Annotated in this window: 19 protein-coding genes, 33 tRNA genes and 1 pseudogene; 12 read left to right on the top strand and 41 right to left on the bottom strand. The window is 68.7% G+C overall.

The annotated features are described in order from the left end of the window. Positions 1-70: 70 nt before the first annotated feature. A complete protein-coding gene (locus AB0O48_RS19415; RefSeq protein WP_357254458.1) occupies positions 71-523 on the top strand; it encodes a pyridoxamine 5'-phosphate oxidase family protein in 453 nt (150 codons plus the stop codon). A gap of 16 nt (positions 524-539) precedes the next feature. Here the strand turns inward: AB0O48_RS19415 and AB0O48_RS19410 are convergent, their stop codons facing one another. Continuing rightward, positions 540-1,340, bottom strand: coding sequence for an alpha/beta hydrolase (locus tag AB0O48_RS19410; protein WP_365067196.1), 801 nt, complete (start codon positions 1,338-1,340; stop codon positions 540-542). Between the two features lie 173 nt (positions 1,341-1,513). Here AB0O48_RS19410 and AB0O48_RS19405 point away from each other — a divergent pair, with 173 nt between their 5' ends. The 7 genes and pseudogenes from AB0O48_RS19405 (at position 1,514) to AB0O48_RS19375 (ending at position 7,191) form a co-directional block, all read left to right on the top strand. Continuing rightward, positions 1,514-2,611 (top strand): hypothetical protein, encoded by a 1,098-nt coding sequence (locus AB0O48_RS19405; RefSeq protein ID WP_365067193.1) that lies wholly within the window; start codon positions 1,514-1,516, stop codon positions 2,609-2,611. 135 nt (positions 2,612-2,746) lie between these two features. Beyond that, positions 2,747-4,507: a DUF1996 domain-containing protein gene (locus AB0O48_RS19400; protein WP_357570074.1), complete on the top strand. Its 1,761-nt coding sequence runs from the start codon at positions 2,747-2,749 to the stop codon at positions 4,505-4,507. A gap of 188 nt (positions 4,508-4,695) precedes the next feature. Further along, positions 4,696-5,523, top strand: a complete 828-nt coding sequence (locus tag AB0O48_RS19395; protein ID WP_365067189.1) for an SAM-dependent methyltransferase — start codon at positions 4,696-4,698, stop codon at positions 5,521-5,523. 272 nt (positions 5,524-5,795) lie between these two features. Then, a pseudogene (locus tag AB0O48_RS19390) lies at positions 5,796-5,936 on the top strand (immunity protein YezG family protein); the annotation flags it as partial. Positions 5,937-5,968: 32 nt separating this feature from the next. Then, positions 5,969-6,430 carry a hypothetical protein gene (locus AB0O48_RS19385; RefSeq protein WP_357254470.1) on the top strand — a complete coding sequence of 154 codons (462 nt, stop codon included), beginning with the start codon at positions 5,969-5,971 and terminating at the stop codon, positions 6,428-6,430. A 106-nt stretch (positions 6,431-6,536) separates the two neighbouring features. Continuing rightward, a complete protein-coding gene (locus tag AB0O48_RS19380) occupies positions 6,537-7,058 on the top strand; it encodes a hypothetical protein (protein WP_365067186.1) in 522 nt (173 codons plus the stop codon). A 10-nt stretch (positions 7,059-7,068) separates the two neighbouring features. After that, positions 7,069-7,191, top strand: coding sequence for a hypothetical protein (locus tag AB0O48_RS19375; protein WP_365067183.1), 123 nt, complete (start codon positions 7,069-7,071; stop codon positions 7,189-7,191). A gap of 40 nt (positions 7,192-7,231) precedes the next feature. On the opposite strand, the gene AB0O48_RS19370 is transcribed toward AB0O48_RS19375, so the two are convergent. Together AB0O48_RS19370 and AB0O48_RS19365 are read right to left on the bottom strand one after the other, a co-directional pair. Further along, the gene (locus AB0O48_RS19370; protein WP_357254474.1) at positions 7,232-8,647 is read right to left on the bottom strand and encodes a HAMP domain-containing sensor histidine kinase; all 1,416 of its coding nucleotides are present in this window, start codon (positions 8,645-8,647) and stop codon (positions 7,232-7,234) included. A 5-nt stretch (positions 8,648-8,652) separates the two neighbouring features. Next, positions 8,653-9,399, bottom strand: a complete 747-nt coding sequence (locus tag AB0O48_RS19365) for a response regulator transcription factor (protein ID WP_365067180.1) — start codon at positions 9,397-9,399, stop codon at positions 8,653-8,655. Positions 9,400-9,703: 304 nt separating this feature from the next. Between AB0O48_RS19365 and AB0O48_RS19360 the strand changes: the two genes are divergently transcribed. Further along, a complete protein-coding gene (locus AB0O48_RS19360) occupies positions 9,704-11,911 on the top strand; it encodes an MMPL family transporter (protein ID WP_365067177.1) in 2,208 nt (735 codons plus the stop codon). A 191-nt stretch (positions 11,912-12,102) separates the two neighbouring features. Here the strand turns inward: AB0O48_RS19360 and AB0O48_RS19355 are convergent. From AB0O48_RS19355 to AB0O48_RS19320, 8 genes are all read right to left on the bottom strand, one after another. Further along, positions 12,103-12,173 (bottom strand) — tRNA-Cys (locus AB0O48_RS19355). A gap of 9 nt (positions 12,174-12,182) precedes the next feature. Beyond that, positions 12,183-12,255: transfer RNA gene (locus AB0O48_RS19350), tRNA-Arg, on the bottom strand. A 5-nt stretch (positions 12,256-12,260) separates the two neighbouring features. Then, positions 12,261-12,344: transfer RNA gene (locus tag AB0O48_RS19345), tRNA-Tyr, on the bottom strand. Position 12,345: 1 nt separating this feature from the next. Next, positions 12,346-12,421, bottom strand: a tRNA-His gene (locus tag AB0O48_RS19340). Between the two features lie 20 nt (positions 12,422-12,441). Continuing rightward, a tRNA-Val gene (locus AB0O48_RS19335) sits at positions 12,442-12,514 on the bottom strand. Position 12,515: 1 nt separating this feature from the next. Further along, positions 12,516-12,589: transfer RNA gene (locus AB0O48_RS19330), tRNA-Asn, on the bottom strand. A gap of 5 nt (positions 12,590-12,594) precedes the next feature. After that, a tRNA-Glu gene (locus tag AB0O48_RS19325) sits at positions 12,595-12,669 on the bottom strand. Positions 12,670-12,681: 12 nt separating this feature from the next. Then, positions 12,682-12,753, bottom strand: a tRNA-Val gene (locus tag AB0O48_RS19320). A 152-nt stretch (positions 12,754-12,905) separates the two neighbouring features. On the opposite strand from AB0O48_RS19320, the gene AB0O48_RS19315 reads away from it, so the two are divergent. After that, on the top strand, positions 12,906-13,385 hold the full coding sequence (locus AB0O48_RS19315) for an endonuclease domain-containing protein (RefSeq protein ID WP_357254479.1): 480 nt from the start codon (positions 12,906-12,908) through the stop codon (positions 13,383-13,385). On the opposite strand, the gene AB0O48_RS19310 is transcribed toward AB0O48_RS19315, so the two are convergent. From AB0O48_RS19310 to AB0O48_RS19170, 29 genes are all read right to left on the bottom strand, one after another. Then, positions 13,364-13,443, bottom strand: a tRNA-Met gene (locus AB0O48_RS19310). The genes AB0O48_RS19315 and AB0O48_RS19310 overlap by 22 nt on opposite strands. A gap of 2 nt (positions 13,444-13,445) precedes the next feature. Further along, positions 13,446-13,519, bottom strand: a tRNA-Lys gene (locus tag AB0O48_RS19305). Positions 13,520-13,522: 3 nt separating this feature from the next. Then, positions 13,523-13,598: transfer RNA gene (locus tag AB0O48_RS19300), tRNA-Arg, on the bottom strand. A gap of 4 nt (positions 13,599-13,602) precedes the next feature. Continuing rightward, positions 13,603-13,678: transfer RNA gene (locus AB0O48_RS19295), tRNA-Lys, on the bottom strand. A gap of 1 nt (position 13,679) precedes the next feature. Then, a tRNA-OTHER gene (locus AB0O48_RS19290) sits at positions 13,680-13,766 on the bottom strand. A gap of 5 nt (positions 13,767-13,771) precedes the next feature. After that, positions 13,772-13,845 (bottom strand) — tRNA-Pro (locus AB0O48_RS19285). A gap of 5 nt (positions 13,846-13,850) precedes the next feature. Beyond that, a tRNA-Pro gene (locus tag AB0O48_RS19280) sits at positions 13,851-13,923 on the bottom strand. Between the two features lie 4 nt (positions 13,924-13,927). Then, positions 13,928-14,000 (bottom strand) — tRNA-Arg (locus AB0O48_RS19275). A 255-nt stretch (positions 14,001-14,255) separates the two neighbouring features. Further along, positions 14,256-14,330 (bottom strand) — tRNA-Ile (locus tag AB0O48_RS19270). A gap of 1 nt (position 14,331) precedes the next feature. After that, positions 14,332-14,421, bottom strand: a tRNA-Ser gene (locus tag AB0O48_RS19265). A gap of 5 nt (positions 14,422-14,426) precedes the next feature. After that, positions 14,427-14,499: transfer RNA gene (locus AB0O48_RS19260), tRNA-Asp, on the bottom strand. A 26-nt stretch (positions 14,500-14,525) separates the two neighbouring features. Then, positions 14,526-14,598, bottom strand: a tRNA-Ala gene (locus AB0O48_RS19255). A gap of 175 nt (positions 14,599-14,773) precedes the next feature. Continuing rightward, positions 14,774-14,856: transfer RNA gene (locus AB0O48_RS19250), tRNA-Leu, on the bottom strand. Between the two features lie 10 nt (positions 14,857-14,866). Next, positions 14,867-14,939: transfer RNA gene (locus AB0O48_RS19245), tRNA-Met, on the bottom strand. A gap of 8 nt (positions 14,940-14,947) precedes the next feature. After that, positions 14,948-15,020 (bottom strand) — tRNA-Thr (locus AB0O48_RS19240). Between the two features lies 1 nt (position 15,021). Beyond that, a tRNA-Thr gene (locus tag AB0O48_RS19235) sits at positions 15,022-15,097 on the bottom strand. Between the two features lies 1 nt (position 15,098). Continuing rightward, a tRNA-Leu gene (locus tag AB0O48_RS19230) sits at positions 15,099-15,173 on the bottom strand. 68 nt (positions 15,174-15,241) lie between these two features. Further along, positions 15,242-15,317 (bottom strand) — tRNA-Gly (locus tag AB0O48_RS19225). Between the two features lie 4 nt (positions 15,318-15,321). Next, positions 15,322-15,394, bottom strand: a tRNA-Thr gene (locus AB0O48_RS19220). Between the two features lie 13 nt (positions 15,395-15,407). Then, a tRNA-Leu gene (locus tag AB0O48_RS19215) sits at positions 15,408-15,482 on the bottom strand. A gap of 104 nt (positions 15,483-15,586) precedes the next feature. Then, positions 15,587-15,663: transfer RNA gene (locus tag AB0O48_RS19210), tRNA-Gln, on the bottom strand. A gap of 7 nt (positions 15,664-15,670) precedes the next feature. Further along, positions 15,671-15,743: transfer RNA gene (locus AB0O48_RS19205), tRNA-Gly, on the bottom strand. Between the two features lie 16 nt (positions 15,744-15,759). Beyond that, a tRNA-Glu gene (locus AB0O48_RS19200) sits at positions 15,760-15,833 on the bottom strand. A 50-nt stretch (positions 15,834-15,883) separates the two neighbouring features. Continuing rightward, positions 15,884-15,956: transfer RNA gene (locus AB0O48_RS19195), tRNA-Ala, on the bottom strand. 187 nt (positions 15,957-16,143) lie between these two features. Further along, a tRNA-Trp gene (locus tag AB0O48_RS19190) sits at positions 16,144-16,216 on the bottom strand. A gap of 343 nt (positions 16,217-16,559) precedes the next feature. Next, positions 16,560-17,213: a hypothetical protein gene (locus AB0O48_RS19185; RefSeq protein ID WP_365067174.1), complete on the bottom strand. Its 654-nt coding sequence runs from the start codon at positions 17,211-17,213 to the stop codon at positions 16,560-16,562. 256 nt (positions 17,214-17,469) lie between these two features. Then, positions 17,470-18,960, bottom strand: coding sequence for an endo-1,4-beta-xylanase (locus AB0O48_RS19180; RefSeq protein ID WP_365067171.1), 1,491 nt, complete (start codon positions 18,958-18,960; stop codon positions 17,470-17,472). 329 nt (positions 18,961-19,289) lie between these two features. Continuing rightward, positions 19,290-19,517: a ferredoxin gene (locus AB0O48_RS19175; RefSeq protein ID WP_357254485.1), complete on the bottom strand. Its 228-nt coding sequence runs from the start codon at positions 19,515-19,517 to the stop codon at positions 19,290-19,292. After that, positions 19,514-20,743 carry a cytochrome P450 gene (locus AB0O48_RS19170; protein WP_365067167.1) on the bottom strand — a complete coding sequence of 410 codons (1,230 nt, stop codon included), beginning with the start codon at positions 20,741-20,743 and terminating at the stop codon, positions 19,514-19,516. Before AB0O48_RS19170 ends, AB0O48_RS19175 begins: the two co-directional genes overlap by 4 nt. 880 nt (positions 20,744-21,623) lie before the next feature. Here AB0O48_RS19170 and AB0O48_RS19165 point away from each other — a divergent pair. Together AB0O48_RS19165 and AB0O48_RS19160 are read left to right on the top strand one after the other, a co-directional pair. Continuing rightward, positions 21,624-22,217: a lytic polysaccharide monooxygenase gene (locus AB0O48_RS19165; RefSeq protein ID WP_357376961.1), complete on the top strand. Its 594-nt coding sequence runs from the start codon at positions 21,624-21,626 to the stop codon at positions 22,215-22,217. 109 nt (positions 22,218-22,326) lie between these two features. Next, the gene (locus AB0O48_RS19160) at positions 22,327-23,547 is read left to right on the top strand and encodes a PQQ-dependent sugar dehydrogenase (RefSeq protein WP_357254492.1); all 1,221 of its coding nucleotides are present in this window, start codon (positions 22,327-22,329) and stop codon (positions 23,545-23,547) included. A gap of 105 nt (positions 23,548-23,652) precedes the next feature. On the opposite strand, the gene AB0O48_RS19155 is transcribed toward AB0O48_RS19160, so the two are convergent. Beyond that, positions 23,653-23,925 carry a hypothetical protein gene (locus AB0O48_RS19155; RefSeq protein ID WP_357570085.1) on the bottom strand — a complete coding sequence of 91 codons (273 nt, stop codon included), beginning with the start codon at positions 23,923-23,925 and terminating at the stop codon, positions 23,653-23,655. Between the last annotated feature and the right edge of the window lie 117 nt (positions 23,926-24,042).

The raw sequence follows: 24,042 nt of genomic DNA, 5'->3' as shown, positions 1-24,042 counted from the left end.
GTGCGGTGGCTCGGCACCGGGACCGCCGCGAGCCGCGAGGATCCACACGCACGATGGGAGGATTTCCGACGTGGCAGCCGATGCACCGCGTACTCCACAGCAGCGCAAGCGGGACACCCTCGCCCGCCTCGACCGCGACCTGGACGCGTGGGTCGCCTCAGCCGACCGGGACGGCAACGCCCACCTGGTGCCGCTCTCCTTCCTCTGGGACGGCGTGACCCTCACCCTGGCCACAACCGAGTCCAGCCCGACCGCGCGCAATCTGCGTGCCTCGGGACGAGTGCGGATGTCGGTAGGCACGACCCGCGACGTGGTGCTCATCGACGGCACCGTCGAGACGTTCTCGCGCGTGACCGTACCGGTCGATCTGGCCAACGCCTTCGCGGCGAAGCTCTGGGACGCTCGGGTCGGCGCAACCCCCTACGCGTACTTGCGAGTGACGCCTCGCCGGATTCAGGCGTGGCGGGAAGAGAACGAACTTGCCGGTCGGGACCTGATGCGTGCCGGTCAGTGGCTCGTCTGAGCGTCGGACCCGGCGGTTATCGGAGGTGACGTCGCATCCAGGCCAGTGTGGCGTCGGCGATCGCACGCCAGCCGGTGTCGATCGGCATCGAGTGCCCGCGGTCGGGGAACTCCTGGTAGTCGGTGACCGCCGAGGAGGCGCGGTACCGCTCGACCGTGGCCCTGACGACGGCCGCGGGCGCACTGTGGTCCCTACCGCCGGCCACCATGAGCAGTGGTCCCCGGGCCGGGTTGGCAGCGTCGATCGCGGCCGGTGAACGTCGGGAGAGGTTCGCGGACACCAGCTCGAACACCGGCCTGCCGGGTGACGGGATGACCCACTGCCGGTACAACCGGTCGGATTCGAGTGCGGTGAGCGCGTTGCCGTGGCTGTAGCGGAACTGCCGATCGGTCAGCGATACCGCCCGGCGCCGGTTGGCCGGGTTGCGCAGCAGGGGCCAGCCCACCGGAATGCTCGACGGCGCGCGGTTCGTCACACCTCTGATGGGTGGAGGTTGCAGCGCCACCGCCGCCGCCGCGAGGTCCTGATCGAGGAGGCGCTGCGCCACCAGGCCGCCGGTCGAGTGGCCGACGACGACCGGCCGTTCGCCGAGCGTGCCGATGATCTGCGCGTAGTGCGCGACGATGTCGTCGATGCCGACGCCAGCGACCCGGTCCGGCTCGTGCCGCGCTTCTGCGACCGTGCTCGGTTCACCCGGCCAGCCTGGATTCAGGGGGTCATGTCCCGCCGTCCGGAACAGCTCGACCCAGCTGGCCCAGGACGTGGCGTGCAGGAACATGCCATGGACGAACACCACGGGCGTACCTGTCGCTGCCATCTCTCCCCCTCCCGAGGGCACCCACCCTACGAACCGGCGTGGCGGGATGTCGTCCCTCGGCCGAGGGAGGACATCCCGCAGACGGGTGACGGCAGGCACGCCGCGCGGTCCGCGACAGACCCGGATGTACGCGTCGGGTCGGGCCCGTCGAGGTGAGCCGTACGATCCTGGGCATGCCTGATGCCGCGGCGCGGTTCGCTCAACTCGCCAACGAGTACGAGCCCCGGAAGCGGGCAGCGACCGCACTCGTGGAGGTCTGGAACTGGTACACCTGGCCGGGCCTCGATCTGCGCCCGCTGCGCTTCGAGCGGGCCCTGCTCAGGCCCGGGCGTCGGCTGGAGGCCCGCCCCTCGGGGGATGTGGACGTCCTGCGACTCGGGTTCGATGCTCAGGGCCGGGTGTCCGTGGTCGAGGAGTACAGCGGTTTCCTGCACGGCCGCCTGCACCAGGAGACGTTCTTCCGGCACGGCGACGAGGTTGTCGAGGTGGCGCACTTCGACACGGACGGGCCGATCTACCTGCACGAGTACCGCTTCGACGACGGGTTGATGCGCTCGGCGGACATGGTCGCGCGCCGCGGCTCGGGCCGGGAGTCGTACGCGTACACCGACGGGCGGATCTTTCGCGTCGAGGTCGAGCACCACGGCCGCCCGCCTGCCGTACTCCTTGCCGAGCATGACGACGACGGCCTGCTCCGGCTCGTCGAGGCCACGGGCAGGCAGTCGCGGGAGCTCTACGTCCGACCACCGGCGGGCTTCGATCTCGACACGGCGTGCCAAGCCCTGGAAGACATGTTGGTGGCACTGATTCCGGCCGCGGCGGCACGGCTGCCCGTCGACGATCCCATCGCCTGCCTCGCCCTCGGCTACGCCGGGCCGGCGCAGCTGTCGCTCGGAATCAGCGCCGCCACCGCGGCGGAACGGGCCGACCTGCGCACGGTGGACGCCCGCGCAGCCTGGTCGCCGGAGGACTTCGAGGCCAGCACCGACATCGACCTCGACGACACCGGACCGGCGCGGCTGATCCGGCAGGAACTCACCCTCCTCGACGCCGACGACCCGGACGTCTCGGCCGGATCCGAGATCCTCCGACGACTGTGCTGCTCGGCCGCGGCTCGGCTGAACCTGCGCGACTGGTCGGCGACGCTGCCAGTCACCGACGATTTCGTCGTGTACGCCGTCGACCTCGAACTGGTCGACCTGGACCGGAACCTGACCAGCTGCCTGCCACCGGACCGACTCGCCCTGCTTCGCGAGCGGGGCCTGTGGTAGCGGCTCACCCCGCCCGTCGGACTTCTTACCGAACCGTGACGTGCCCGGCGACCGTTGACCGTTGACCGCGCGTCGGCCCGTACCGACTGGGGACAGCACATCACCGGAGCCGTTTACGGCTTTGAGGAGATTCCGATGAACCGCAGGAAGAACGGGACCGCACTGGTCCAGACCCGGCCGGTCCGGATCGCGCTGGCCGTGATGGTGCTGGCGGCCACCGGTGCGCTCACCGCCACCTTCGTCTCCAGTGGCGGCAAGGGCACCGCGGACGCCGCCACCAGCCTCGACCAGTTCGTGCCGATCGAGAACGTGCCACCGAACGTGCGGAACCCGAGGCCGGCCGCCGGCGCGTCGACCGGCCGGTTCACCGTCGACTGCGGCACGAACAGGAACGGCAAGTTCAGCCCGGACAATCCGGTGGCCCAGCCCGGCATCCGCAACGGCGCCGAACACGTCCACGACTTCGTCGGCAACCTGGCCATCACCGCGAACTCCTCGGACGCCGATCTGGACGCCGCCGGCACCACCTGCCGCAACGGCGACAAGTCGTCCTACTTCTGGCCCGTGGTACGCATCGACAAGACCGTCCGCAGCGGCAGACAGGTCCAGCAGGCTCTCGCCCAGACCCAGCCCATGGTCGTCTGTCCCTCGGCCGGCAGGAGGTTGCGGGCCGTCCCCAGCTCGGCCCGCAACACCGTCGACCGTCTGCTGGCCGAGCTGGATCGCCAGCAGGCCGCCGCGAACCAGCGGATGACCGCCAGCCGGGGCCGGATCGACGCCGCGTTCAACCGGGAGGTCATCGACGCGCTGCGGGCCCGCCGGGCCGTACTGCTCAAGGAGATCAGCACCACGATCACCGCCGGCGGTGGCAATCAGCCCGGCCTGGTCTCGCTTGTCGACTGTGACGTCAGCTACGACGACATGCACGCCCGGATGCCCGACAGCGCCCACCGGGCGAGCGCCAACGCCGCCCAGGCCGCGAATCCGCGGATTCAGTGCCCGGCCGTACGGGACCGGCTGCCTGGCGTACCCAATCGGGCTCTCGCCGAGGTGAACCGCAACCTCGACGAGCTCGACCGGCAGCTCTCCGAGGCCAACGAGCGCCTCGTCGGCAGCCGCGGCCAGGGCGGCCCGGCCTTCGTCGACAACGCCATCCTCGGGCCGCTGCGCGCCAAGCGGGCCGCGGCGCTCGACCGGATCGCCATCGCGATCGGGCGGCAGGCCGCCCGCCCGGCGGGTCTCGACGCGCTCGCCGCCTGCAGGCTGGACCAGGCCCCCGCCACCCCGGCGGCACCGAGCAGCGCGCCCAGCGCACCCGCGGCGCTGCCCGATCCGCAGGGGCCCAACTTCGAACTGCCCGGCAACACCGGCGGCATCGTCCGCCCGGCGCAGGTGTTGATCGAGTACCGCGGCAACCCGGTCAGCAAGGTGGTGCCGATGCCGAAGTTCCTCCGGGCTCTCACCGGCGACGCCAAGCCCACCAGCCGCGGTCCGGCCAACGCCCGTGCCACCTGGACCTGTTCCGGCTTCACCGACCGGCTCTCCGACAAGTACCCAATCTGCCCCACGGGCAGCCAGGTGCAGCGCGTCCATGACTTCCCCGGCTGCTGGGACGGTAGGAACATCGACAGCGACAACCACCGCAACCACGTCGCGTTCGCCGACAAGGCCACCGGCGCGTGCCCGCAGGGCTTCCAGGCGATCCCACAACTGCGGGTCACCGTGGCCTACGACATCGCCCGCAGCGTGCAGGTGAAAGGCCAGTACGCCCTCGACTCCTTCCCCGAGGAGAACCACAACCCGTTCTCCGACCACAACGACTTCGTCAACGTCAACTCCGTCCAGGCCATGCAGCGCATCGCCACCTGCATCAACAAGGGCAAGAACTGCTCCTGATGCCCCCGGGAAGTCTCCGCCCGCGCACTCGCACCATCCGGGTACGGCTGGCACGGATGCTGAGCTTCCCGCTGCGCGGGCAGACCAGTCGGGGCGGAAAACAACCATCCCGATCGCTACACTCGCCGCAACGCCGGCACCGCCCGTGGACCTCGACCTGCGCCAATCCCCGACGAATGGAGACGCCTGTGACCCTCGACAAGGCGGCACCCCCCGGCATCGACCCCAACATTCCCAGCGTGGCCCGGGTCTATGACTTCTTCCTGGGCGGCAAGGACAATTTCGAGGTCGACCGCAAGGTCGCCGAGCACGCCCTGCGGATAACGCCGGACGGGCCGGCAGCCGGCCAGGCGAACCGTGCCTTCCTGCGTCGGGTGATTCGCTTCCTGGTCGCCGAGGCGGGCATCGACCAGTTCCTCGACATCGGATCGGGACTGCCCACCCAGGGCAACGTGCACGAGGTCGCCACCGAGCAGAACCCGAAGGCTCAGGTGGTGTATGTGGACAATGATCCCATCGTCCTGACCCATGGCCGGGCACTGCTCGCCGCGGAGGGCACCGCGACGGTGATCCAGGCGGACGCTCGCGCACCGCAGGAGATCCTCAACCATCCGGACGTACGTCGGGCCCTCGATTTTGACCGGCCGATCGGGCTGCTGCTGTTCGCGATCCTGCACCACCTCGGCGACGACGAGGATCCGCGAGCGGTGGCGGCGGCATTGATCGACGCGCTGCCCTCCGGCAGCTACGTGGCGATCTCGCACTTCCGCGACCCGGGCGACCGAGACCCCGAGGGCTCCCGCAAGGCCCGCGAGGTCGAGCGGGTCTTCAACGAGTCGCTGGGCACCGGCCGCTGGCGTACCGACGAGGAGATCCTCTCGTTCGCCGATGGACTCACGGTCCTGGAACCAGGACTGGTGCCGCTGGCCGAGTGGCGTCCAGATCCGGGTGCGCCCACTCCCCAGCAGACCGACACCTATCACACGTTTGTCGGGCTCCTGGCCCGCAAGCCGTAGGCACCGATTCGGGGAGGTCCGTCGGCGGGAGCGCGCTCCGCCGGCGGACACACCGCCCTGCTTCCTGTCCACGACTCGTCCGCTGCTTGTAAACGCGACAGCCGACCAGCGCGAAGCCGGCCAGATAGTTCGTCAGCGCGCGCGAATGCCCCACCTCGTGGCGTGCGGCAACCGTCTCCCGACGTTAACTACGCCCACGCGGGCCTCGAGCTCCGGAGCCCGACGGTAAGGCGTTCCACTTCGCCGGGGAGGACAATCCCGACGAGGCCGTCGATGAGATCGCCGATCTGATTATCGACCTGCGACAGTTGATGATCGAAGACGACAACGAGCCGTGGTACGGGTTCTCCATGACCGCACAGCGTGACGGCACCTTCACGGCCGACTTCTCGTACGAGCCTCCGACCGACTGATCAGCGCGGTTGTCGAAGGTATTGTCACCGGCATGTCGCTACCTGATCTGGTGCCGATTGCCCACGAACCGGGTTACCGCACCGACAGGGTGGGGCGGTACGCCGAGGGTCAGTTCTACGCGGGGATACACGGCGCCCATCGCGACGACGACCACGCGTCGGATCCGGACCGGGAACGGATCCGCTGGTACGCCTACCTGCACCTGTTCGACGCCGAGGGCCGCCACCGCCGGTCCGACATCTCGCTCGTGGCCACCGCTCCGTACCTTCGAGGCGAGCTTGGCGACCAGGCCGAGGCCCACGTGGAGGGCCTGCTCGATCAGCTACCGGATCGACAGTACGGCGACATCGCCATCCAGCTGTTTCGTGTGGTCCAGGACGGCGTCACGTTCGGTCTGATCGACGAGTCTGACGCTGAGCGAGGCGACAGGGTCGAGTTGTACCCGGACCGCCTCGGGTTCACCGAACCGTGGGACGGGCTCTACAGCACCTGATCGCAGCCGCTCCACACAGGACCGGTCGAGCAGCCGACGGCACGATCAATGCGGCCGGAGGGGATATCGGCTGACGGGACCAGCTGTCGTGGCCCATGCTGTGGGCGTGATCGTCATCCAGCGGGTACGGGTGCGATGGAGCGCGGCCGGGCGCGGCGCCCCACAGGCCAACGCCCGTCGGGGACTCGACCGCCCGGTGATACTTCCTGCGCCGCTGCCAGCAGGCGATGTGGTGGTCCACGACGTCCTGGCCGATGAGGCCGCCAGCTACTCGCTTCGCGGCGACGTACTGAGCGGTGGCGTGAGCATCGCCCGCGACCTGGCCCTGTGGCTCGCCTTCGAGGGCTCGGCGGTCACCGTCGAGCGTCTGCCCGGCAGCGCGGCGTTTCCCCGGACGGGAGTGTCGACCCGCCTGTTCACCCTCGCCCCGGGGCAGGTTGGCCGGTACCGGGCCAATTTCCGGCTCATCGGGTGCGAGTGCGACCCGAGCTGGTACTACGAGGACTGGATGGTCCACGTCAGCAACGGCAGTGCCGCAGGCGACCGGTTTCTGCGCGGCGATCCGGACTGCGTCGTCGACAACCGTGTCCACCTCTATGGTGGCCCCGCGCCGCGAGCCAGCCGCTAGCGAGATGGTCATGAGCGCGCAGGACGTGGTGGGCGTGCTCGAGTCGGACCCGGGAGCAATGCGAGCCCTACCCGTCGACCGTGGACGCGATATCGCACTGACCCGAGACGGCGACGTGCGGCTGGAGATCTGAACCCCCTCGCCGGTACCGGCTTCGGTGGGTACGACATGAGTCAGGCCTGCTCGTCCTGCGGGATGCGTACGGTGAAGGTGGTGCCCTCACCCGGCACCGAGCTCACCTCGGCCGTCCCACCGTGCGCCTCGGCGATCGCCGCGACGATGGCAAGGCCGATGCCAGAGCCCTCCCGCTGCCGGCCGCGCGAGGTCGCGCTGCGGTAGAAGCGTTCGAAGACCCGTCGGCTGTCCTCCTCGGTCAGGCCCGGGCCGTCGTCTGCCACCTCGATTACCGCGGTGCCGTTCGAGGTGGAGAGCCGGATCTCGGCGGCGGTCCCCGGCGGAGTGTGCCGGCGTACGTTGGACAACAGGTTGGCCAGCAACTGCCGCAGGCGCAACTCGTCGCCGGAGACCACGAGCGAGCCCGGCGCCTGCACGCTCAGCGAGCGGCCGGGTGCGATGGCCCGGGCGTCCGCCGCCGCCTCGGTGACCAGATGGGTCAGATCCACCTGCTCCCGGTCCAGCGGGCGGCCCTCGTCCAGCTTCACCAGGACCAACAGTTCGTTGACCAGCTGGCCCATCCGGGTCGCCTCGGACTCGATGCGTCGCATCGCGACCTCGAGGTCGGCCGGCCGGGCACCGGCACCGTGCCGGAACAGCTCGGCATAACCGCGGATGGTCGCCACCGGGGTGTTGAGCTCGTGCGAGGCGTCGGCGACGAACCGGCGCAGCCGCTCCTCCGAGGTCTGCCTCTCCTTGAAGGCGGTCTGGATCTGCACCAGCATCGCGTTGAGCGCCGCGCTGAGCCGCCCGATCTCGGTGTTCGGCCGGCCCGGGCGCACCCGACGGTCGAGGTGCCCGGCGCCGATGTCCGCGGCCACCTCGGCGATCCGGTCCAGCGGGCGGGTGCCCAGGCCGATCAGCCACCAGGCGATCAGCACCATGGCGGCCAGGATGACCGCCGTGGCGGCCGCCTGGGTACGGATGAGCTGACGGTTCGCCACGTCGTAGTCGGTGAGCGGCAGACCGACCTGCAGGATCGCCCGCCTGTCGGGCAGCCATCCGGACCGCACCCGCCACTGGTTCGGCTGCTGATCTGTCAGCGTGACGGTCGCGTACACCGCGCCGTCCGGTGTGCTCGTGCTGGGATCCTTCGGCTGCAGCCGGATCGCGGGCGCCTGCCCGCCCGGATTCTGCAGGTCCAGCATCGGGGTCCCGTCCGGGGACAGGATCCGCAGAAGCACGAACGGCTGACCGCCCGCGCTGGCCGGCCGGCCGCTGCCGGCGCCGGACGGGCTCAGCCCGGTGCCGTTGTCCATCTGCGTCACGACCGCCGCGCTCAGCTGATCGAGCTGGGTGTCGGTGCGGGTGACCAGGAAATACCGCAGCGCGGCCAAGGTGGCCAGTGCGGCCACGCTCATTCCGGCCGCCAGGAGCACCGCGACCAGGACGATGAGCCGGCCCCGCAGGCTCATCCCGCTCACTCGGACGGCAGTCGCAGCGTGTAGCCGACCCGGGGAATGGTCTGGATCAGCGGCGGATCGAACTGGTCGATCTTGCGGCGCAGATAGCTGATGTACGTCGAGACCACGCCGTGGTTGCCGCCGAAGTCGTACTCCCACACCTGGTCGACTATCTGCTGCTTGGACATCACTCGGCCGGCGTTCTGCACCAGATAGCGCAGCAGGTTGAACTCGGTGGGACTCAGGTCGATCACCACGTTCTGCCGGCGCACCACGTGCGCCTCCTGGTCGATCACCAGGTCGGCGTAGCGCAACCCGCCGGTCTCCTCCCGCGGTGGCGCGGGCGCGGCCAGTTGCGACCGGCGCAGGATCGCCCGGGCCCGGGCGACCAGTTCGTCCAGGCTGAACGGCTTGGTGAGGTAGTCGTCACCGCCGACGCTCAGCCCCTCGACCTTGTCGGCGACCGCCCGCCGCGCGGTCAGGAAGATCACCGGAGCGAGGACGCCCTTCTCCCGTAGCCGCCGGCACAGGTCGATGCCGGAGCCGTCGGGAAGCAGCACGTCCAGGATGATCAGGTCGGGCCGCTCCCGCGCCACAGTGGCCTCCGCCTCTGCGCAGTCCCCGGCCGTGGTCGAGGCGAAACCCGCGTAACGCAGCGCGGAAGCGACCAGGTCCGCCAGGAAGAGTTCGTCATCGACGACCAGGACCCGTGGTGGGGTGTCACTGGTCGCGGAGCCGTCGGCCGTCCGATCCGGCGTCACCACAACTCGTCTCCCTGAGCGGTTCCATGCTCGCAGCGCTGGCCCGACCCATTCTGCCCGTGCCGTGCGTCTCCGGGACCCTGCGCCGTTGTGAGTTCGCCGGGAAAACCGTGTGAAAACAATGAGGATGACGTACGGCTGTCCCCGGTTCCGCGCATCCTCGTCCGCACCCGCCGTCCGGGCCGCCCCAAACTCTCACAGAACCTGAAAGGCCAGCACACGGCCGCTTCAACTCCGCGTGATCGGCTGAATCACGCACCGGCAGACGGCGTGGTGGCCGGCCGAGGGGTTGGAAAGGACGAGACTGATGTACGCGAAATTGGCACGAGGCGTGGTCCGTCACCCATGGTGGACGATCACTGCCTGGCTGGTCGTCGCGACAATCGTCGGGTTCTTCGGACCGGGTCTGTCCGCCAGCGGTGATCAGGCCGACTTCCTGCCATCCCACTACGAGTCCGTCCAGGCCGGCAAGGTGCAGGAGACGGCCTTCGCGGAGAGCGGGGGCGGCAGCGCCGCGACGTTCGTGGTGCGGCGCCACGACGGCGCCGCGCTGACCAGCGCCGATCAGCAGCTCGTCGAGCAGGTCGCCGGACAGCTTCGGGACAAGGCGATCCCGCACGTGACCGAGGTGCAGGCCAGCGAGGCGACGGTGTCGGAGAACGGCCTCGTCCAACTCCTCCAGGTCACCGTCGACGGCCCACAGAGCGATCCCGGCACCGAGGAGGCCGGGCGGGCGCTGCGGGCCGCCGCCGGGCCGTTGTTCGAGGACACCGACCTGAAGGCGGGCATGACCGGTGACGTCGGCATCGTGATCGACGCGCAGGACGCCTTCGCCTCGGCCGAGCAGGTCATCGCCCTGGCCACGGTCGTCCTGATCATCGTGCTACAGCTGCTGATCTTCCGGAGCCCGGTTGCCGCCCTGCTTCCCATGGTGACCATCGGTGTCCTGGTCTTCGTCTCGGTGAAGCTGATCGGCATCGCCCAGCGGATCTTCGACCTGACCGCGGAGCAGTCGATCACGGTCTGGGTGACCGTCGTACTGTTCGGCGTCGGCACCGACTACATCCTCTTCCTGCTCTTCCGATACCGCGAACAGTTGCGCACCGGCGAGCACCCGCGTACGGCACTGATCCACGCGACCGCCCGGGTGGCCAAGGTGATCACCTCAGCCGGCGCGGCGATCGTGATCGCGTTCAGCAGCCTGGCGTTCTCCTCGTTCGGCTCGTTCAAGGCGCAGGGTCCGGCTCTGGCCATCGCGGTCGCCGCCACGGTGGCCACCGCGCTCACCCTGATCCCGGCAATCGTCTCGCTGCTCGGACCGAAGGTATTTTGGCCTTCCAAGAGCTGGCAGCGGCAGCCGCGGGCGCGGGCGTCGGCCAAACTCAGCGACCTGATCGTGCACCGTGCCGGCGTGCTGGCCGCCGCCGCGGTCGTCGTCCTCGCACTGCTCTCCCTGGGCACGCTGCGCTTCCAGGCCAGCTACGACTACAACGCCGGTCTCCCGCAGGACACCGAGTCGGCGATCGCCCTGCGGGACCTGCAGCGCGGCTTCCCGGTCGGCGCCCTCAACCCGACCTCCGTGCTGCTGGTCAGCGACACCGGGCAGCCGCTGGACGAGGCAGGCGTGAACAGCTTCCGGTCGCGGCTGTCCGGCCTCGACGGGGTCGGCCAGGCCGGCCCCGCGGGCTACAGCTCGGACCGCACCGTCGCCACGATCAGCATGCTGCTCGACCACGACTCCGGCAGCCCCGAGGCGGTGGACACGGTCGCGGACACGCTGCGGCCGACCGCGCACCATGCGGTCCCGGCCGGCACCCACGCCCTGGTGGGCGGCCCGACCGCGACCTTCGCCGACATCCGCAGCGCGGTCAACCAGGACTACTCGCTGGTCTTCCCGCTCGCCGCCGGGCTCACCGCGCTCGTTCTGCTCGCCCTGCTGCGCAGCATCGTCGCCGCGACACTGCTGATGGTCCTGGTCGGGCTCAGCTATCTGGCCACGCTCGGCGCGTCGGTGTTCGTGATGCAGGACGGGCTGGGCAAGGCCGGGATCATCTTCAACGTCCCCATCTTCATGTACCTGTTCGTGGTCGCCATCGGCACCGACTACAACATTCTGATGGTGGACCGGCTGCGCGAGGAGACGCGCGAGGGCCGCGACCCCGGCGAGGCCGCTCGCCTGGCCATCCGGCACACCGGCCCGACGGCGGTGGCCGCGGCCGTCATCCTGGCCGGCACGTTCTCCTCGCTCATGCTCGCCGGTGTCGCCCTGCTCGCCGAGATGGGCTTCGCGGTCGCCGCCGGCATCCTGATCTCCGCACTGCTGGTGTCGTCGCTGCTGGTGCCGACGCTTACGGTGCTGATGGGCCGCGGGTTCTGGTGGCCCGCCCGGCTCACCCCGGCCGGGCGTACGCAGCCGATGGCCGGCTCCGACCCGGACGGCCCGGCCCCGCCGGCCGCCGACCGGCCGGCAGTGAAGACCGCCGTGGACTCCGGGGAAACCTGGGACCACCGATGATCGAGCTTTCGCACCTGACGGCCGAGCTCGATCAGATGGTAGGGCCGAGTTACTACCGGGCTCTGGTGACGGGAGGATCTGTCCACGCGGACTTCACCGACCACCTCGTCGACGGATTCTTCGGCCGCCGGCCCTCGATGCCACCCACCTGACGCCAGCGACAGCTCTCTGTCCACAGCGGATGGCATTCGAGGCCGTGACCGGGATCGAACCGGCGTGTGCGGTTTTGCAGACCGCCCCCTCACCACTCGGGCACACGACCAGGCAGAAGCACCCGCGGAGGGAATCGAACCCCCGACACCCAGCTCCGGAAGCTGGTGCTCTGTCCCCTGAGCTACACGGGCAAGCGTGGGAGTGGAGAGATTCGAACTCCCTGAGCGCGAACGCACCGGGGTTACAGCCCGGCCCACCTCACCATCGGTGGCGCACTCCCTTGGGGTGACTGGCGGGGCTCGAACCCGCGAACCTCCCGGGCCACAACCGGGCGCTCTACCACTGAGCTACAGCCACAACTGCGGCCCGAAGGCCAGTGCCCGCACCTGGGATCGAACCAGGGGCCTCCCGGGTGTGAACCGGGCGCTCGTTCCGCTGAGCTACACGGGCTTGGCTCCCCTGCCTGGACTCGAACCAAGATCAGCCGGTTAACAGCCGGCCGCTCTACCTTTGAGCTACAGGGGAATGGGCAGCGCGGACGGGACTCGAACCCGCACGTGTCCCGGGTGAAAGCCGGGCGACTCTTCCAATTCGTCCACCGCGCCAGGTGGTGTGCGTGCCCCGAGCTGGGATCGAACCAGCGGCCCCCGGTTTGTCGAACCGGTGCTCTCCCACTGAGCTACCAGGGCGCGAGTTGGGGGCTGGTCGCGGAGTGTGTGCCGCGCTTACGCCTGGCACTCTCTGTGCCAGGGCCAACCCGAACGGACAGGACCGTTGGGAGCGGGACCGGGATTCGAACCCGGGAACCTCTGGGTTATGAGCCCAGATTATGATGAAGGACATGGAGACTGACACCTGCCGAACATGCGGTGAGACCAAACCGCTCGATATGTTCATGAAGGACGGGAGCAGGCCAACTGGCCGGCGGCACAAATGTAAAGCTTGTGCCGCAAAGTATTACCAATCTTGGCAAAGCCGAAACCCGGAGCGGGCGGCCCAGTTGCGTCGCGAGGCAGTCCGTCGCTACTCCCAACGGGTCGGCTGGCGAAAGCGTCGCTACGGGCTTAACGATGACGACTTCGAAGCCCACCTCATGGCGCAGGGCGACGCCTGTGCCATCTGCCAGAGGCCATTTGAACAAATCTGCACCGATCACATTAAGGGGACCAAGTTCGTTCGTGGCTTGCTCTGCCACGACTGCAACCGGGCGATCGGACTTCTTCGTGACAACCCGGAGGTCATCGAACGGGCAGCCGTTTACGTGCGTGAGCGAGTGCCCGGGTGGCAACTGCCGGAGGTTGGTGGCGGGGGCGGGATTTGAACCACGCGATCTCCGGCTTATGAGGCCGGCGAGGACGACCGAACTCCTCTACCCCGCAAGTGGGCCGCCGGGGACTCGAACCCCGAACCTACTGATTAAAAGTCAGCAGCTCTACGCCATTGAGCTAGCGGCCCGTGTGGTGCCCCGCACTGGATTCGAACCAGCGACACGCAGTTTAGGAAACTGCTGCTCTTTCCCCTGAGCTAGCGGGGCGAAGTGGTACGCCGTGCAGGGATCGAACCTGCGACATTCCGATTAAGAGTCGGAAGCTCTACCAACTGAGCTAACGGCGCATGGCGGAAGGTTGACGAGTCGAACGCGAGGGCTTGCACCCCCCTCCGGTTTTCAAGACCGGCTGGCCCCCACGGGCCGGAACCCTCCATGAGTCGGGTACGAGGGAATTGAACCCCCGGCCTCCGCGTCCCGAACGCGGCGCTCTCCCAAGCTGAGCTAGTACCCGTTGAGTCGGGACGGCCGGATTCGAACCGACGGCCTCCGGCCCCCAGCCGGATGCGCTACCAAACTGCGCCACGTCCCGAAAGAGCCCCCGACTGGAATCGAACCAGCGACTCCGACGTCCGTAGCGTCGCGCTCTATCCACTGAGCTACGGCGGCATGTTGTGCGTGCCGCGAGGGAAGCCGGCCGGTACGCCGGGTTCTGTCCCACCCCGGCGGCCCGGTGGTGGGGGCGACCACCCATCTCGGCCTACCGTCGCCGGCAGGCTCTAGCGGCCAACCCGCACGCATCAGGCGGGCCGCCCGCGTGCTTTCGCCGGGTTCCCGTTAGGAACCACCCTGCCCTGCGGAGCCCGGACGTTCCTCGGCGAGCTGGTGGCTCGACGCGGTCGCCTGGCTGGCATTCTCGCTGCGTGCCGACGGCTGGATTTGAACCAGCGGCCCCCGACTTATCAGGTCGGTGCTCTTACCGGGCTGAGCTACGACGGCTTGGCGAAGGGTGAGGGATTCGAACTCCCGGCGGTGTGACCCGCTCCGCGTTAGCAACGCGGCGCCATCGACCAGACTCGGCCAACCCTTCATGTGCGCTGACGACGGGACTTGAACCCGCGGCCTTCCGGCTGACAACCGGATGCTCTCGCCACTGAGCTACGCCAGCATGGTCCCGGCCGATGGCCGGGAGAGTGGAGTCGGACGGAATCGAACCGACGGCCTTCGCGGTGCGAATGCGACGCTCTACCAACTGAGCTACGACCCCAAGACCCGGGCGGATTCGAACCGCACCTCCCCGTTGTCGCGGGGCGGTGGCACCCATCCACCTTCCGGGCAGTCCCGGTCACCGCGCCGCGTCCGCACGGTGTTGCCGGGTTCCGCGTTCGCCCTCGACACCGCCCCGCCGGGCCGTGCTTGGCTGGGCCGCGGCGGGCCTGTCGTGCGCTCGGGGAGAGTCGAACTCCCATGCCTTTCGGCACACGGGTCTGAGCCGTGCGTGTCTACCAAGTTCCACCACGAGCGCGTGATGTGCGTGCCGACGCCCGGTGTCGAACCGGGGGCCTGCCGGTTATGAGCCGGCCGCTCTACCACCTGAGCTACGTCGGCGAGAGGAGAGCCAGCGGCGGGAGTCGAACCCGCTTCCTCACCCTTACGAGGGGTGCGCTCTGCCTGGTGAGCTTCGCTGGCGTGGAGCCGGCGACCGGAATCGAACCGGCCCGCTCGCGCTTACAAGGCGCGTGCTCTACCAACTGAGCTACGCCGGCTTGGTGCCCCGACAGGATTCGAACCTGCCCTGTACGGCCCCTCAGACCGTCGCCTCTACCGCTGGGCTACGAGGGCGGGCTCTACACGTGGAACGCACCGTACTTTCGATCAAGTGTCAGCGACCTTGCGCCGCCGGTGGTGCCTGGAGCGGCTGACCCGGATCGAACGGGCGACCTCGACGTTGGCAACGTCGCGCTCTACCAGCTGAGCTACAACCGCGTGAAGCCGCCGGCCGGAGTCGAACCGGCGACCTGCTCCCTACCATGGAGCTGCTCTACCGACTGAGCTACGACGGCGTGGTGTGCTGCGTACCCCGAGCGGGATTCGAACCCGCACTGTGCGCGTTTTGAATGCGCTGCCTCCTACCGGTTGGGCTACCGGGGCAGGCCTCCGCAGAGCTGCGGCATCGACCCTTTGATCATCCGTCGAGCGGCAGTCGAAGTTCGGATCTGCGACCCCCACGACTGACTCCGCTGGTCGATTGCGAGCTCCGGGAGCAGGAATCGAACCTGCGTCTGTACCGGGATCCAAAGTCCCGTCGCCCCTGCCAGCAGAGCATCCCGGAACGGTTGAGCGGCCGGCGGGCACCGACCCCGCTTCTTCGGTTTGGAAGACCGACGTGTCCGCCGAGTTCACCACGACCGCCTGGCATTTCCTTGCGTAGGCCGTACGGGGCTCGAACCCGTAACCTCCTGGCTGAGAACCAGGTGAGCTGCCACCTTGCTCCAACGGCCCATCGAGCTACTCCCGTGCGCCACCGGTTACGTCCGGAGGGCACGGATGCGTGGAGTAGAAGGGATTCGAACCCTCGACCTCCGGTCTGCCGAACCGGCGCTCTCCCAGCTGAGCTACAACCCCATGTGTCCGGGACCGGGGTGTCGAACCCCGTGTCTCTCGCTCCCAAAGCGAGCGGGTCAGCCGTCTCCCTCGTCCCGGAGGTAGTGCCCCCGGCCGGCCCAGACAGGCGCCGGCCGGGGTCTTGCTCATGCCATCCACTGTGGAGTTGAGAATCTGCGACGCCGCCGGCCGCAGCCGTGACGAAAAGCAGGGGCGGCAGGACTCGAACCTGCAACCTTCGGTTTTGGAGACCGGCGCTCTACCAGTTGAGCTACGCCCCTGTGACGTTGTTCCGGTAACGAAAAAGCCGCCCTATCCCGGTCGGGGTGGGCGGCTTCGCAGCTTGCGCTGGCGCTATTCGCGCCGCCACCCCGGCTTCCAATTTTGCTCACTCGCGCACAGATCGTGGGCTCGCCCGATCGAGGGCAGCACGACACCGCCGCGCGGCGTGAACCGCGTGGTTTCGGTGGAGGCGTACTGCATCACGGGGAACTCCTTGGTGTGGTCGGGACTGCCTTGCTCATTCAAGGTAGGCGCTGTGCCGATCGAATGGCAACGGATATTCCGAGCCGTCTTCGTGTGACTGGCCGCTGGCGATCAAGGCGGGTGACCCGCTGAACCCGATCACTCGGCAAGGTCGACGTGATCAGCACCGTTGTCGAAGACCACATCGCAGGTCGTGTGCGGCAGGTGCTTCGCCCGATAGGCAAGCTCCGAACGTTCCCACACATCCCACAGAGCAGAGTCATAGATCCCCCGCCGCAGGTCCCGCTGTTTGGCCCTCTCCCGGGCCGCCTCCATCGGCGCGTCGACCCAGATCCGAAGGTCGTAGTAGCGCCACAGCTCACCGAGGTACGCGGACACGCCCTCCACGATCAGGTACCGCACCGCCGGGACCCGTACCTGCCTACCCGGGCCGCCCTCTAGCCCCGTCAGCGTCCGATACTCCGTGAGCTCTCCGCGCCACGCCGGCTCCAACACACGACGGACGAACTCCGCGCGATCGAAGTCGCTCTTGTCCTCGTCGCTGATTACGCCCTCGACGAGGAACTCATCCAGGTGCACCAGATGGGTACGGCCCAGCGCGTGGGCGAGCCGTCGAGCGAACACCGTCTTGCCGGCTCCCCCGAACCCCTCCACCCCCACCAGCGTCGGCCGGCCCACCGACGCAATACCGCTGGCCAGGGCCACGATCGCCGTCAGGTCCAGCCGCGCCGCGGCGCCCGCACCGCGCTCCGCCCGATCCGAAGCGGGCACCTCAGCCGTCACCACGACCACACCCCTTCGGACGACAGTGGCCTACCCGCGAGAGACAAACCACATCGAATCATCCCAAGGCTTGAAGGCGGGCGCGCCACGCTCAGCGGGCACGGGCAAGCCGTCCGGTACGGATCAACGCGGAGAGACTGTTGGTCGGACCCGGTCGACTGCCGTCAACCGGCTCCGACCGACCAGGCCGGCGTCCAGGCCCGGAGCCGGTGGCTCCGGGCCTGGTCAGCGTGCTGGGGCGCGCTGGGCCGGTACGTGTCGCCGGTCAGGGGCTGGTGCAGGAGAGGCCGCCGGGCGCCGTGTTGCTGCCGCCGTTGACCAGGAAACCGAAGGTGGTCGAGGCGTTCGCGCCGAGAGACCTGTTGTATTCGGCGTTACGGACGCTGACCGCCCCACTGGTGCCGGTGTTGATGCCGCTCCAGACGTTGGCGATGGTCTGCCCGCTGGCCAGCGTCAGCCGTACGGTCCAGCCGTTGAGGGTGGTGGAGCCGTTGTTCGCCACGGTGACCTCGCCCTGGAAGCCACCGTTCCAGCTGTTGACCATGCGGTACGTCGCGGTGCAGGCACCGGGCGGCGGCGTGGTCGGTGGCGCGGTCGTCGGCGGCGCAGTCGTCGGCGGAGCGGTCGTCGGCGGAGCGGTCGTCGGCGGAGCCGTGGTCGGCGGAGCGGTCGTCGGCGGAGCGGTCGTCGGTGGGGTCCCCGGCACGGTGGTGGAGGCGGCGTTGAGAGCGTTGAGGACGGCGGTGTACGCCGCCTTGGGGTTGCTGTTGCGGTCGAAGAGCAGCGGGTTCTCGTTGCCGCGCCAGGAGTCGCTGTCCCGAATGCCCCACGTCGTGATGCCGACGCAGCGGGGGACGTTCATGCAGGCCTGGGTCAGGCCCTGGTACTGACTGGTCGAGGCGTTGGTGACGTCGGCCTCGGTCAACGCCACGTCGACCCCGAGGGCGGCGAAGCTGGACAGCGTCTGCTGGAAGTTGCCCGGCAGCGAACTGCCACCGGTGAAGTGGGTCTGGAGGCCCACGCAATCCACCGGGACGCCCCGGGACTTGAAGTCCCTGATCATGTTGTAGACGCCCTGCGTCTTGGCGTACGTCCAGTTCTCGATGTTGTAGTCGTTGTAGCACAGCTTCACGCTCGGGTCGGCGGCGCGCGCGGTCCGGAACGCCACCTCGATCCAGTCGTTCCCGGTGGACTGCAGGTTCGACGACCGCCGGCTGCCGTTTTCGGCGAAGGCCTCGTTCACCACGTCCCAGGCGTAGAACTTGCCCTTGTAGTGGGCCATGACGCCGTTGATGTGGTCGATCATCGCGGTCCGCAGGGCGCTGCCGCTGAGACTTCCCCAGAACCTCGGCTGCTGAGCGTGCCAGGCCAGGGTGTGACCACGGAATCGCATGCCCTGCTGGGTCGCCCAGTTGTAGATCGCGTCACCGCGGCGGAAGTCGAACTGACCCGGGTTGGGCTGGGTCGCGTCGGGCTTCATCTCGTTGACGGCCGTCATCATGTCGAACTCGCGGTTCGCGATGGTCAGGAAGCCGGAGTCGGTGAGACGGTCCGCCCCCATGGCGGCGCCGAAGTACCGGCCGCTGCGCTCGGCGGCAGCTTGCAGGGTGGTCCCGGGCGGTCCGCTGAGGTCGGCGCGGGCGAAGGTCGCCAGGGCCATCGAGGACACGGTGATCGCGATGGCGCAGGCTCCGCCCAGAAGCAGCCTGGCGGCACCCCTGGTACGGCGTTTCGGTTGAGCGGGTACGTCGTTCATCGGTGCCTTCTCCTCGGAGTTCTGACTGGTCCGTTACCGCTGCGAGGCGCGGAATCGACGATCGCCGAGGGTCGACGAACGGAGCACCGCACTCGCCGCGGGGACCAGCACGCAGCAGGTGACGCCGAGCCGGCGTCAACCCGGCCGCGCCCGAAATCGGTTGCCACCGCCGGCTGCCCGGTCCGTCCGGTGGATGGCGAGACTCCGCGCCGTACGCCCGTGCGGAGTGACTGCCCTGCCCCGATGTTATATCGAATTGATTCGATTCGCCTGCCGCCGGCCCGCCGCGATGGCGAGGCTGAGCCGCGACGGCTGGGCTCGACCTCGGGTCACTCCTCCGGGGCGATCAGCCGGTCGTCGGTGGCGTCGCGGACCGTGATCGCCTCGACCGGGCACGAGTTGGCCGCGTCGAGGATGACCTCGGCCGGGGTGGCGACGTCGGCCAGCGGCGCGGACCGGCCGTCGACCAGGCGGAAGTGCTCGGGCGCGGTGCCGGCGCAGATGCTCGTGCCGATACAGCGGTGCGAGTCCACCCCGATCCGCCATGCGGCACTCACCAGGCCACCGGCATGCCGAGCAGGCCCCGCACCAGCATGCCCCGCTTCCACTCCAGCTCGGCTTCCGGGACGGCGAGACGCAATCCGGGCAGGCGAGTCACGAGGGTGGCGACGACGACCTGCAACTCCATGCGGGCCAACTGCGCGCCGACACAGTGGTGTACGCCGTGCCCGAAGCCCAGGTGCGGGTGCTGCTCGCGGTCGAGATCCAGCCGGTCCGGGTCGGCAAAGACGGTACCGTCCCGATTCGCCGACGACAGTGAGCCGAGGACCGGCTCACCCGCCCGGACCAGCACCCCGCCGACCTCGACGTCCTCTTTGGCGTACCGGGCGAAGGAGGCGCCGACGCCGAGCGGTACGTACCGCAGCAGTTCCTCCACCGCGGCCGGCACCAGCGACGGATCGGTCCGCAGCCGAGCGAGCTGGTCCGGATTGTGCAGCAGGACGTAGACGAAGTTGGGGATCTGGGTCACCGTGGTCTCGTGGCCGGCCGCGAGCAGCCCTCCGGCCAGCTCCACCAGCTCGGTCTCGCTGAGCCGATCCTGATTCTCGTCGCGGGCCTGCACCAACGCGCCGAGCAGGTCGTCGATCCCCGGCTCGCGGCGGCGCTCGGCGACCAGAGCGCCCATGTAGCCCCAGAGATTGTTCAGGTACTCCTGGATCGTTTCCACGGGCAGGAACGTGGTCGAGACGATCGCCTCGGACCACATGTGGAAGCGGTCGCGGTCGGCGTACGGGACCCCGAGCAGCTCGCAGATCACCTGGATCGGCAGCGGTGTGGCGACGTGCTCCACCAGGTCGGCTGGAGGACCGAGCCGCACCATGTCGTCGACGAGTGCGTCGGCGATCTCCTGGGTCCGGGGGCGCAGCGCCTCTACCCGACGCGCGGTGAACGCCTTCGCGACCAGCCGGCGCAGCCGGGTGTGATCGGGCGGGTCCATGGTCAGCATGCCGCTGGACTGCTGGCGCGACGTGAGCCTGGGCTCGTCACGCTGAACGGCCGGGGCGCGGCCGAACCGCACGTCGCCGAGGACCGTACGGACGTCCTCGTACCGGGTGGCGAGCCACGCCTCCTCCCCGTAGGGAAGCTGCACCCGGGTCATCGGCTCGTTCTCGCGCAACTCGCCATAGGTCGGATCGACGACGAGGCGGTCGGGCACACTGAACGGGTACGGCCGCGCGGGCGGAACGGCTCGGCTTCCGATGGTCTGCGCACTGTCCGTCATCCGGATGTCCTTCGTCGAGACGGCGTGATCCTCAGGTCGGCACCACGTTCGAGGCGGCGCCGGATTGCGAGCGTCCAGGGCCTTGCGAACAGCACGCATCAACGCTCAGTGACTCATCGATATCGGATCGTAGCGGCAGATGTCGATGATCGCCATGGAGGTCGGTCCGCGCCCGCCCCGAACGCTCGTCCGTGACTGGATGCGACAGCTGGCCTCGCCGGTCGCCCCGGGCAGCGGTGGGAGGCACGCGCAGCCAGGCCGCAACAACAGCGACCTCCATCGATGTTGCAATCATGGACTCAGATGTGCTGGAATGGCTCATATCGCCGCAGCACGGGGGCAACCGTGCTGAGAACGGCCAGCACGGGAGCACCGCAGGGCCAGCGATGCGTCACTGTGACAGACGCTCGCACGCCCCACCGCCGGGCCATCGCCCTGAGGACGAGCATCGTGCCGGGCAGACGTTTCTCGCCCGCCGCATGCATCCCCGGCCACCGTCCACGACGGCCGACGCGCTCGACGCCTGACGTGCCCGGGTGCACCCCACGTCCAAGAGGGCGGCGGCTTCCACCTCCGCGGAGATGGCCGCTGGCACGACGTGGCGGCCGGGGGCCGACCACGCCGGACTGCCGAGCAGGGCGCGTGGACCCGGCAAAGATCCGACGATCCGGGACAGCTCGCTCCACATCCACCCATAGATAGATCAGCATTGATATTTGAGTGGATAGATGCAACAGTGGCCTTGGGAGCGTTCCCACACTGATGTTTCGTACCGAGGAACGGAGGATGAACAGTGCGTTTACACAAGCCCGATCAATCCGGCGGACGACCCCGGTCAACCGTCCGTCGATCCCTCCAGGCGCTCGTCCTGATGTTCGCGATGGTGATCGGTACGCTGCCCTGGACCGGCGCTGCTCAGGCACACGGGACCGTCATCAATCCGGCGACTCGCGCGTACCAGTGCTGGAAGGCCTGGGGCAGCCAGCACATGAACCCGGCCATGCAGCAGCAGGACCCGATGTGCTGGCAGGCGTTCCAGGCCAACCCGGACACCATGTGGAACTGGATGAGCCAGCTGCGCGACGGTCTCGGCGGCCAGTACCAGGCCAAAACCCCGGATGGGCAACTGTGCAGCAACGGCCTCTCCAGGAACAACGCCGTGAACCAGCCCGGGGCGTGGAAGACGACCCCCGTCAGCCGCAACCTCACGGTCCAGATGTACGACCAGGCCAGCCACGGTGCTGACTACTTCCAGGTCTACGTCACCAAGCAGGGGTTCAACCCGGCCACCCAACGGCTCGGGTGGGGCAACCTCGACCTGATCACGACGACCGGGCGATACGCGCCAGCGCAGAACATCTCGTTCAACGTGTCGCTCCCCGCACGCAGCGGGAACCAGATCCTGTTCGTGCTCTGGAGGGCGTCCCACCTGGACCAGACCTACATGTGGTGCAGCGACATCACCATCTCCTGATCGGCAGGTCCGACCGGCACGGCACCACTCCGGCCCAGGGTGCGTAGGCACCCTGGGCCGGCCCCGCTTCCAGATCACACCCTCCGCCCACCTGCTCGAGGAGCTGAACATGCAGCGACGGCGTTATCGCCCGGCCACCATGCTGGCAGGGCTGCTCATCCTGACCCTGTCCGCGCTTCTGTTGCCACCGCCGGTGGCAAGCACCGCGGCAGCCGGCACAGTCCACACCCGTGCCGCGCCACTAGCCGAGCTGACCGTGGTGTCCGAACGGGTGGCGTTCGGGCTGCAGCGCCCGATCGCCATTACCGGACTGCCGGACGGTCGGATGCTGATCGCGGAGAAGAACGGCACCGTCCGCGCGTACCACCCCGACACCGGCCTGGCCGCGGAGCCGGTGCTCGACCTGACCGCCCGGATCGACACGTCGGACAACGAGCGGGGCCTGCTCGGCATCACGCCCGCGCCGAACTTCGCGCGGACCGGGATCCTCTACGTGGCCTACACGAGCCTGCCGGCCGGCGCGCTGACCCTGGCGCGAGTGCCCATCGGTGCTCCCGACCGGCTGCAGGTGCTGCTCACCCAGGAGCACGCCGAGTTCGGCAACCACAACGGCGGACAGGTGGCCTTCGGCCGCGACGGCTACCTCTACTGGTCCCTCGGCGACGGCGGCAACGCGAACGACCCGTTCAAGAGCGGCCAGAACCTGGGCACCCTGCTCGGCAAGATTCTGCGGATCGACGTCAACCGATCCTGCGGGGGCAAGCGCTACTGCGTACCCTCCGACAACCCGTTCGTCCGCACGCCGGGCGCGCGACCGGAGATCTGGGTCTACGGGCTGCGTAACGCGTGGAAGTTCTCCATCGACCCGGTCGACAACTCGCTGTGGATCGGTGACGTCGGCCAGGGTCTGATCGAGGAGATCAACCACGTCCGCCCGTGGCAGCGTGGAGCGAACCTCGGTTGGTCGTGCCGAGAGGGCACGCCGGTCTTCGACGAGACGCAGTGCCGGCCGGGCGTACGGCTCACCGACCCGGTCGTCGAGTACGACCACTACATGACGGAGAACTGCTCCATCATCGGCGGCCTGGTGTACCGGGGTTCCGTCACCCCGGAGGCGCGCGGGACCTACATCGCGAGCGACTACTGCTCGACCCGCGCGTTCGCCGTGCGTCCCAAGTCCACGGGTGGCTACGAGTCCGCCGAGATCGGCACCTTCCCCACCCAACCGACGGCGTTCGGCGCCGATGTGCACGGCGAGCTGTACGTGCTCAGTGACCTCCCGGGATGGCTGAGCCGGGTACGGTTCGAGCGGGTCCCGCTCAACAGGTAAGCCGTCTCTACGCAGAGGCCCGTCACCAGCAAACTCCAGTGACGGGCCTCTGCGTACGAGCCTCGGTGGGCTTGCGACGAACCCCCAGCCCACGAGCGCCACGCTCTATCCCGCGTCCAACTCGTACGGCAACGGCCTGAGCCCCTCCTCGCCCTGCCACCAGCGCGAGTCCTTGCCGTAGTAGATGGTACGAGCCCACTCGTCGGGTGATTCGTGGAAGATCAGGTCCTTGTCGCCGATGTGGTCGATGTGTCCCCAAGCCTGATTCACCCGACCCACCGCCTCGTCCCGAGTGATCGGAAATCGCACCAGCATCTCGTGCAGTACCTGCTCGACGAAATCCCGTGCCTTGTCGGACATCCGCAGTTGCAGCTCCACGGCGCACTCCCTCGTTCCCCGCACCGGACGTCTATCCATCATCCCCGATGAGCAGTGGCCATCCGGCGATGACAAGTACGGCCCTGGACTTTGCTGGCGTGGCGGCGGGTGAGCGCG

The organism is Micromonospora sp. NPDC085948 (genome assembly GCF_040686315.1).
GTDB lineage: Bacteria > Actinomycetota > Actinomycetes > Mycobacteriales > Micromonosporaceae > Micromonospora.
The sequence above is the reverse complement of the archived record's forward strand: the minus strand, read 5'-3'. Positions and strand labels throughout refer to the sequence as shown.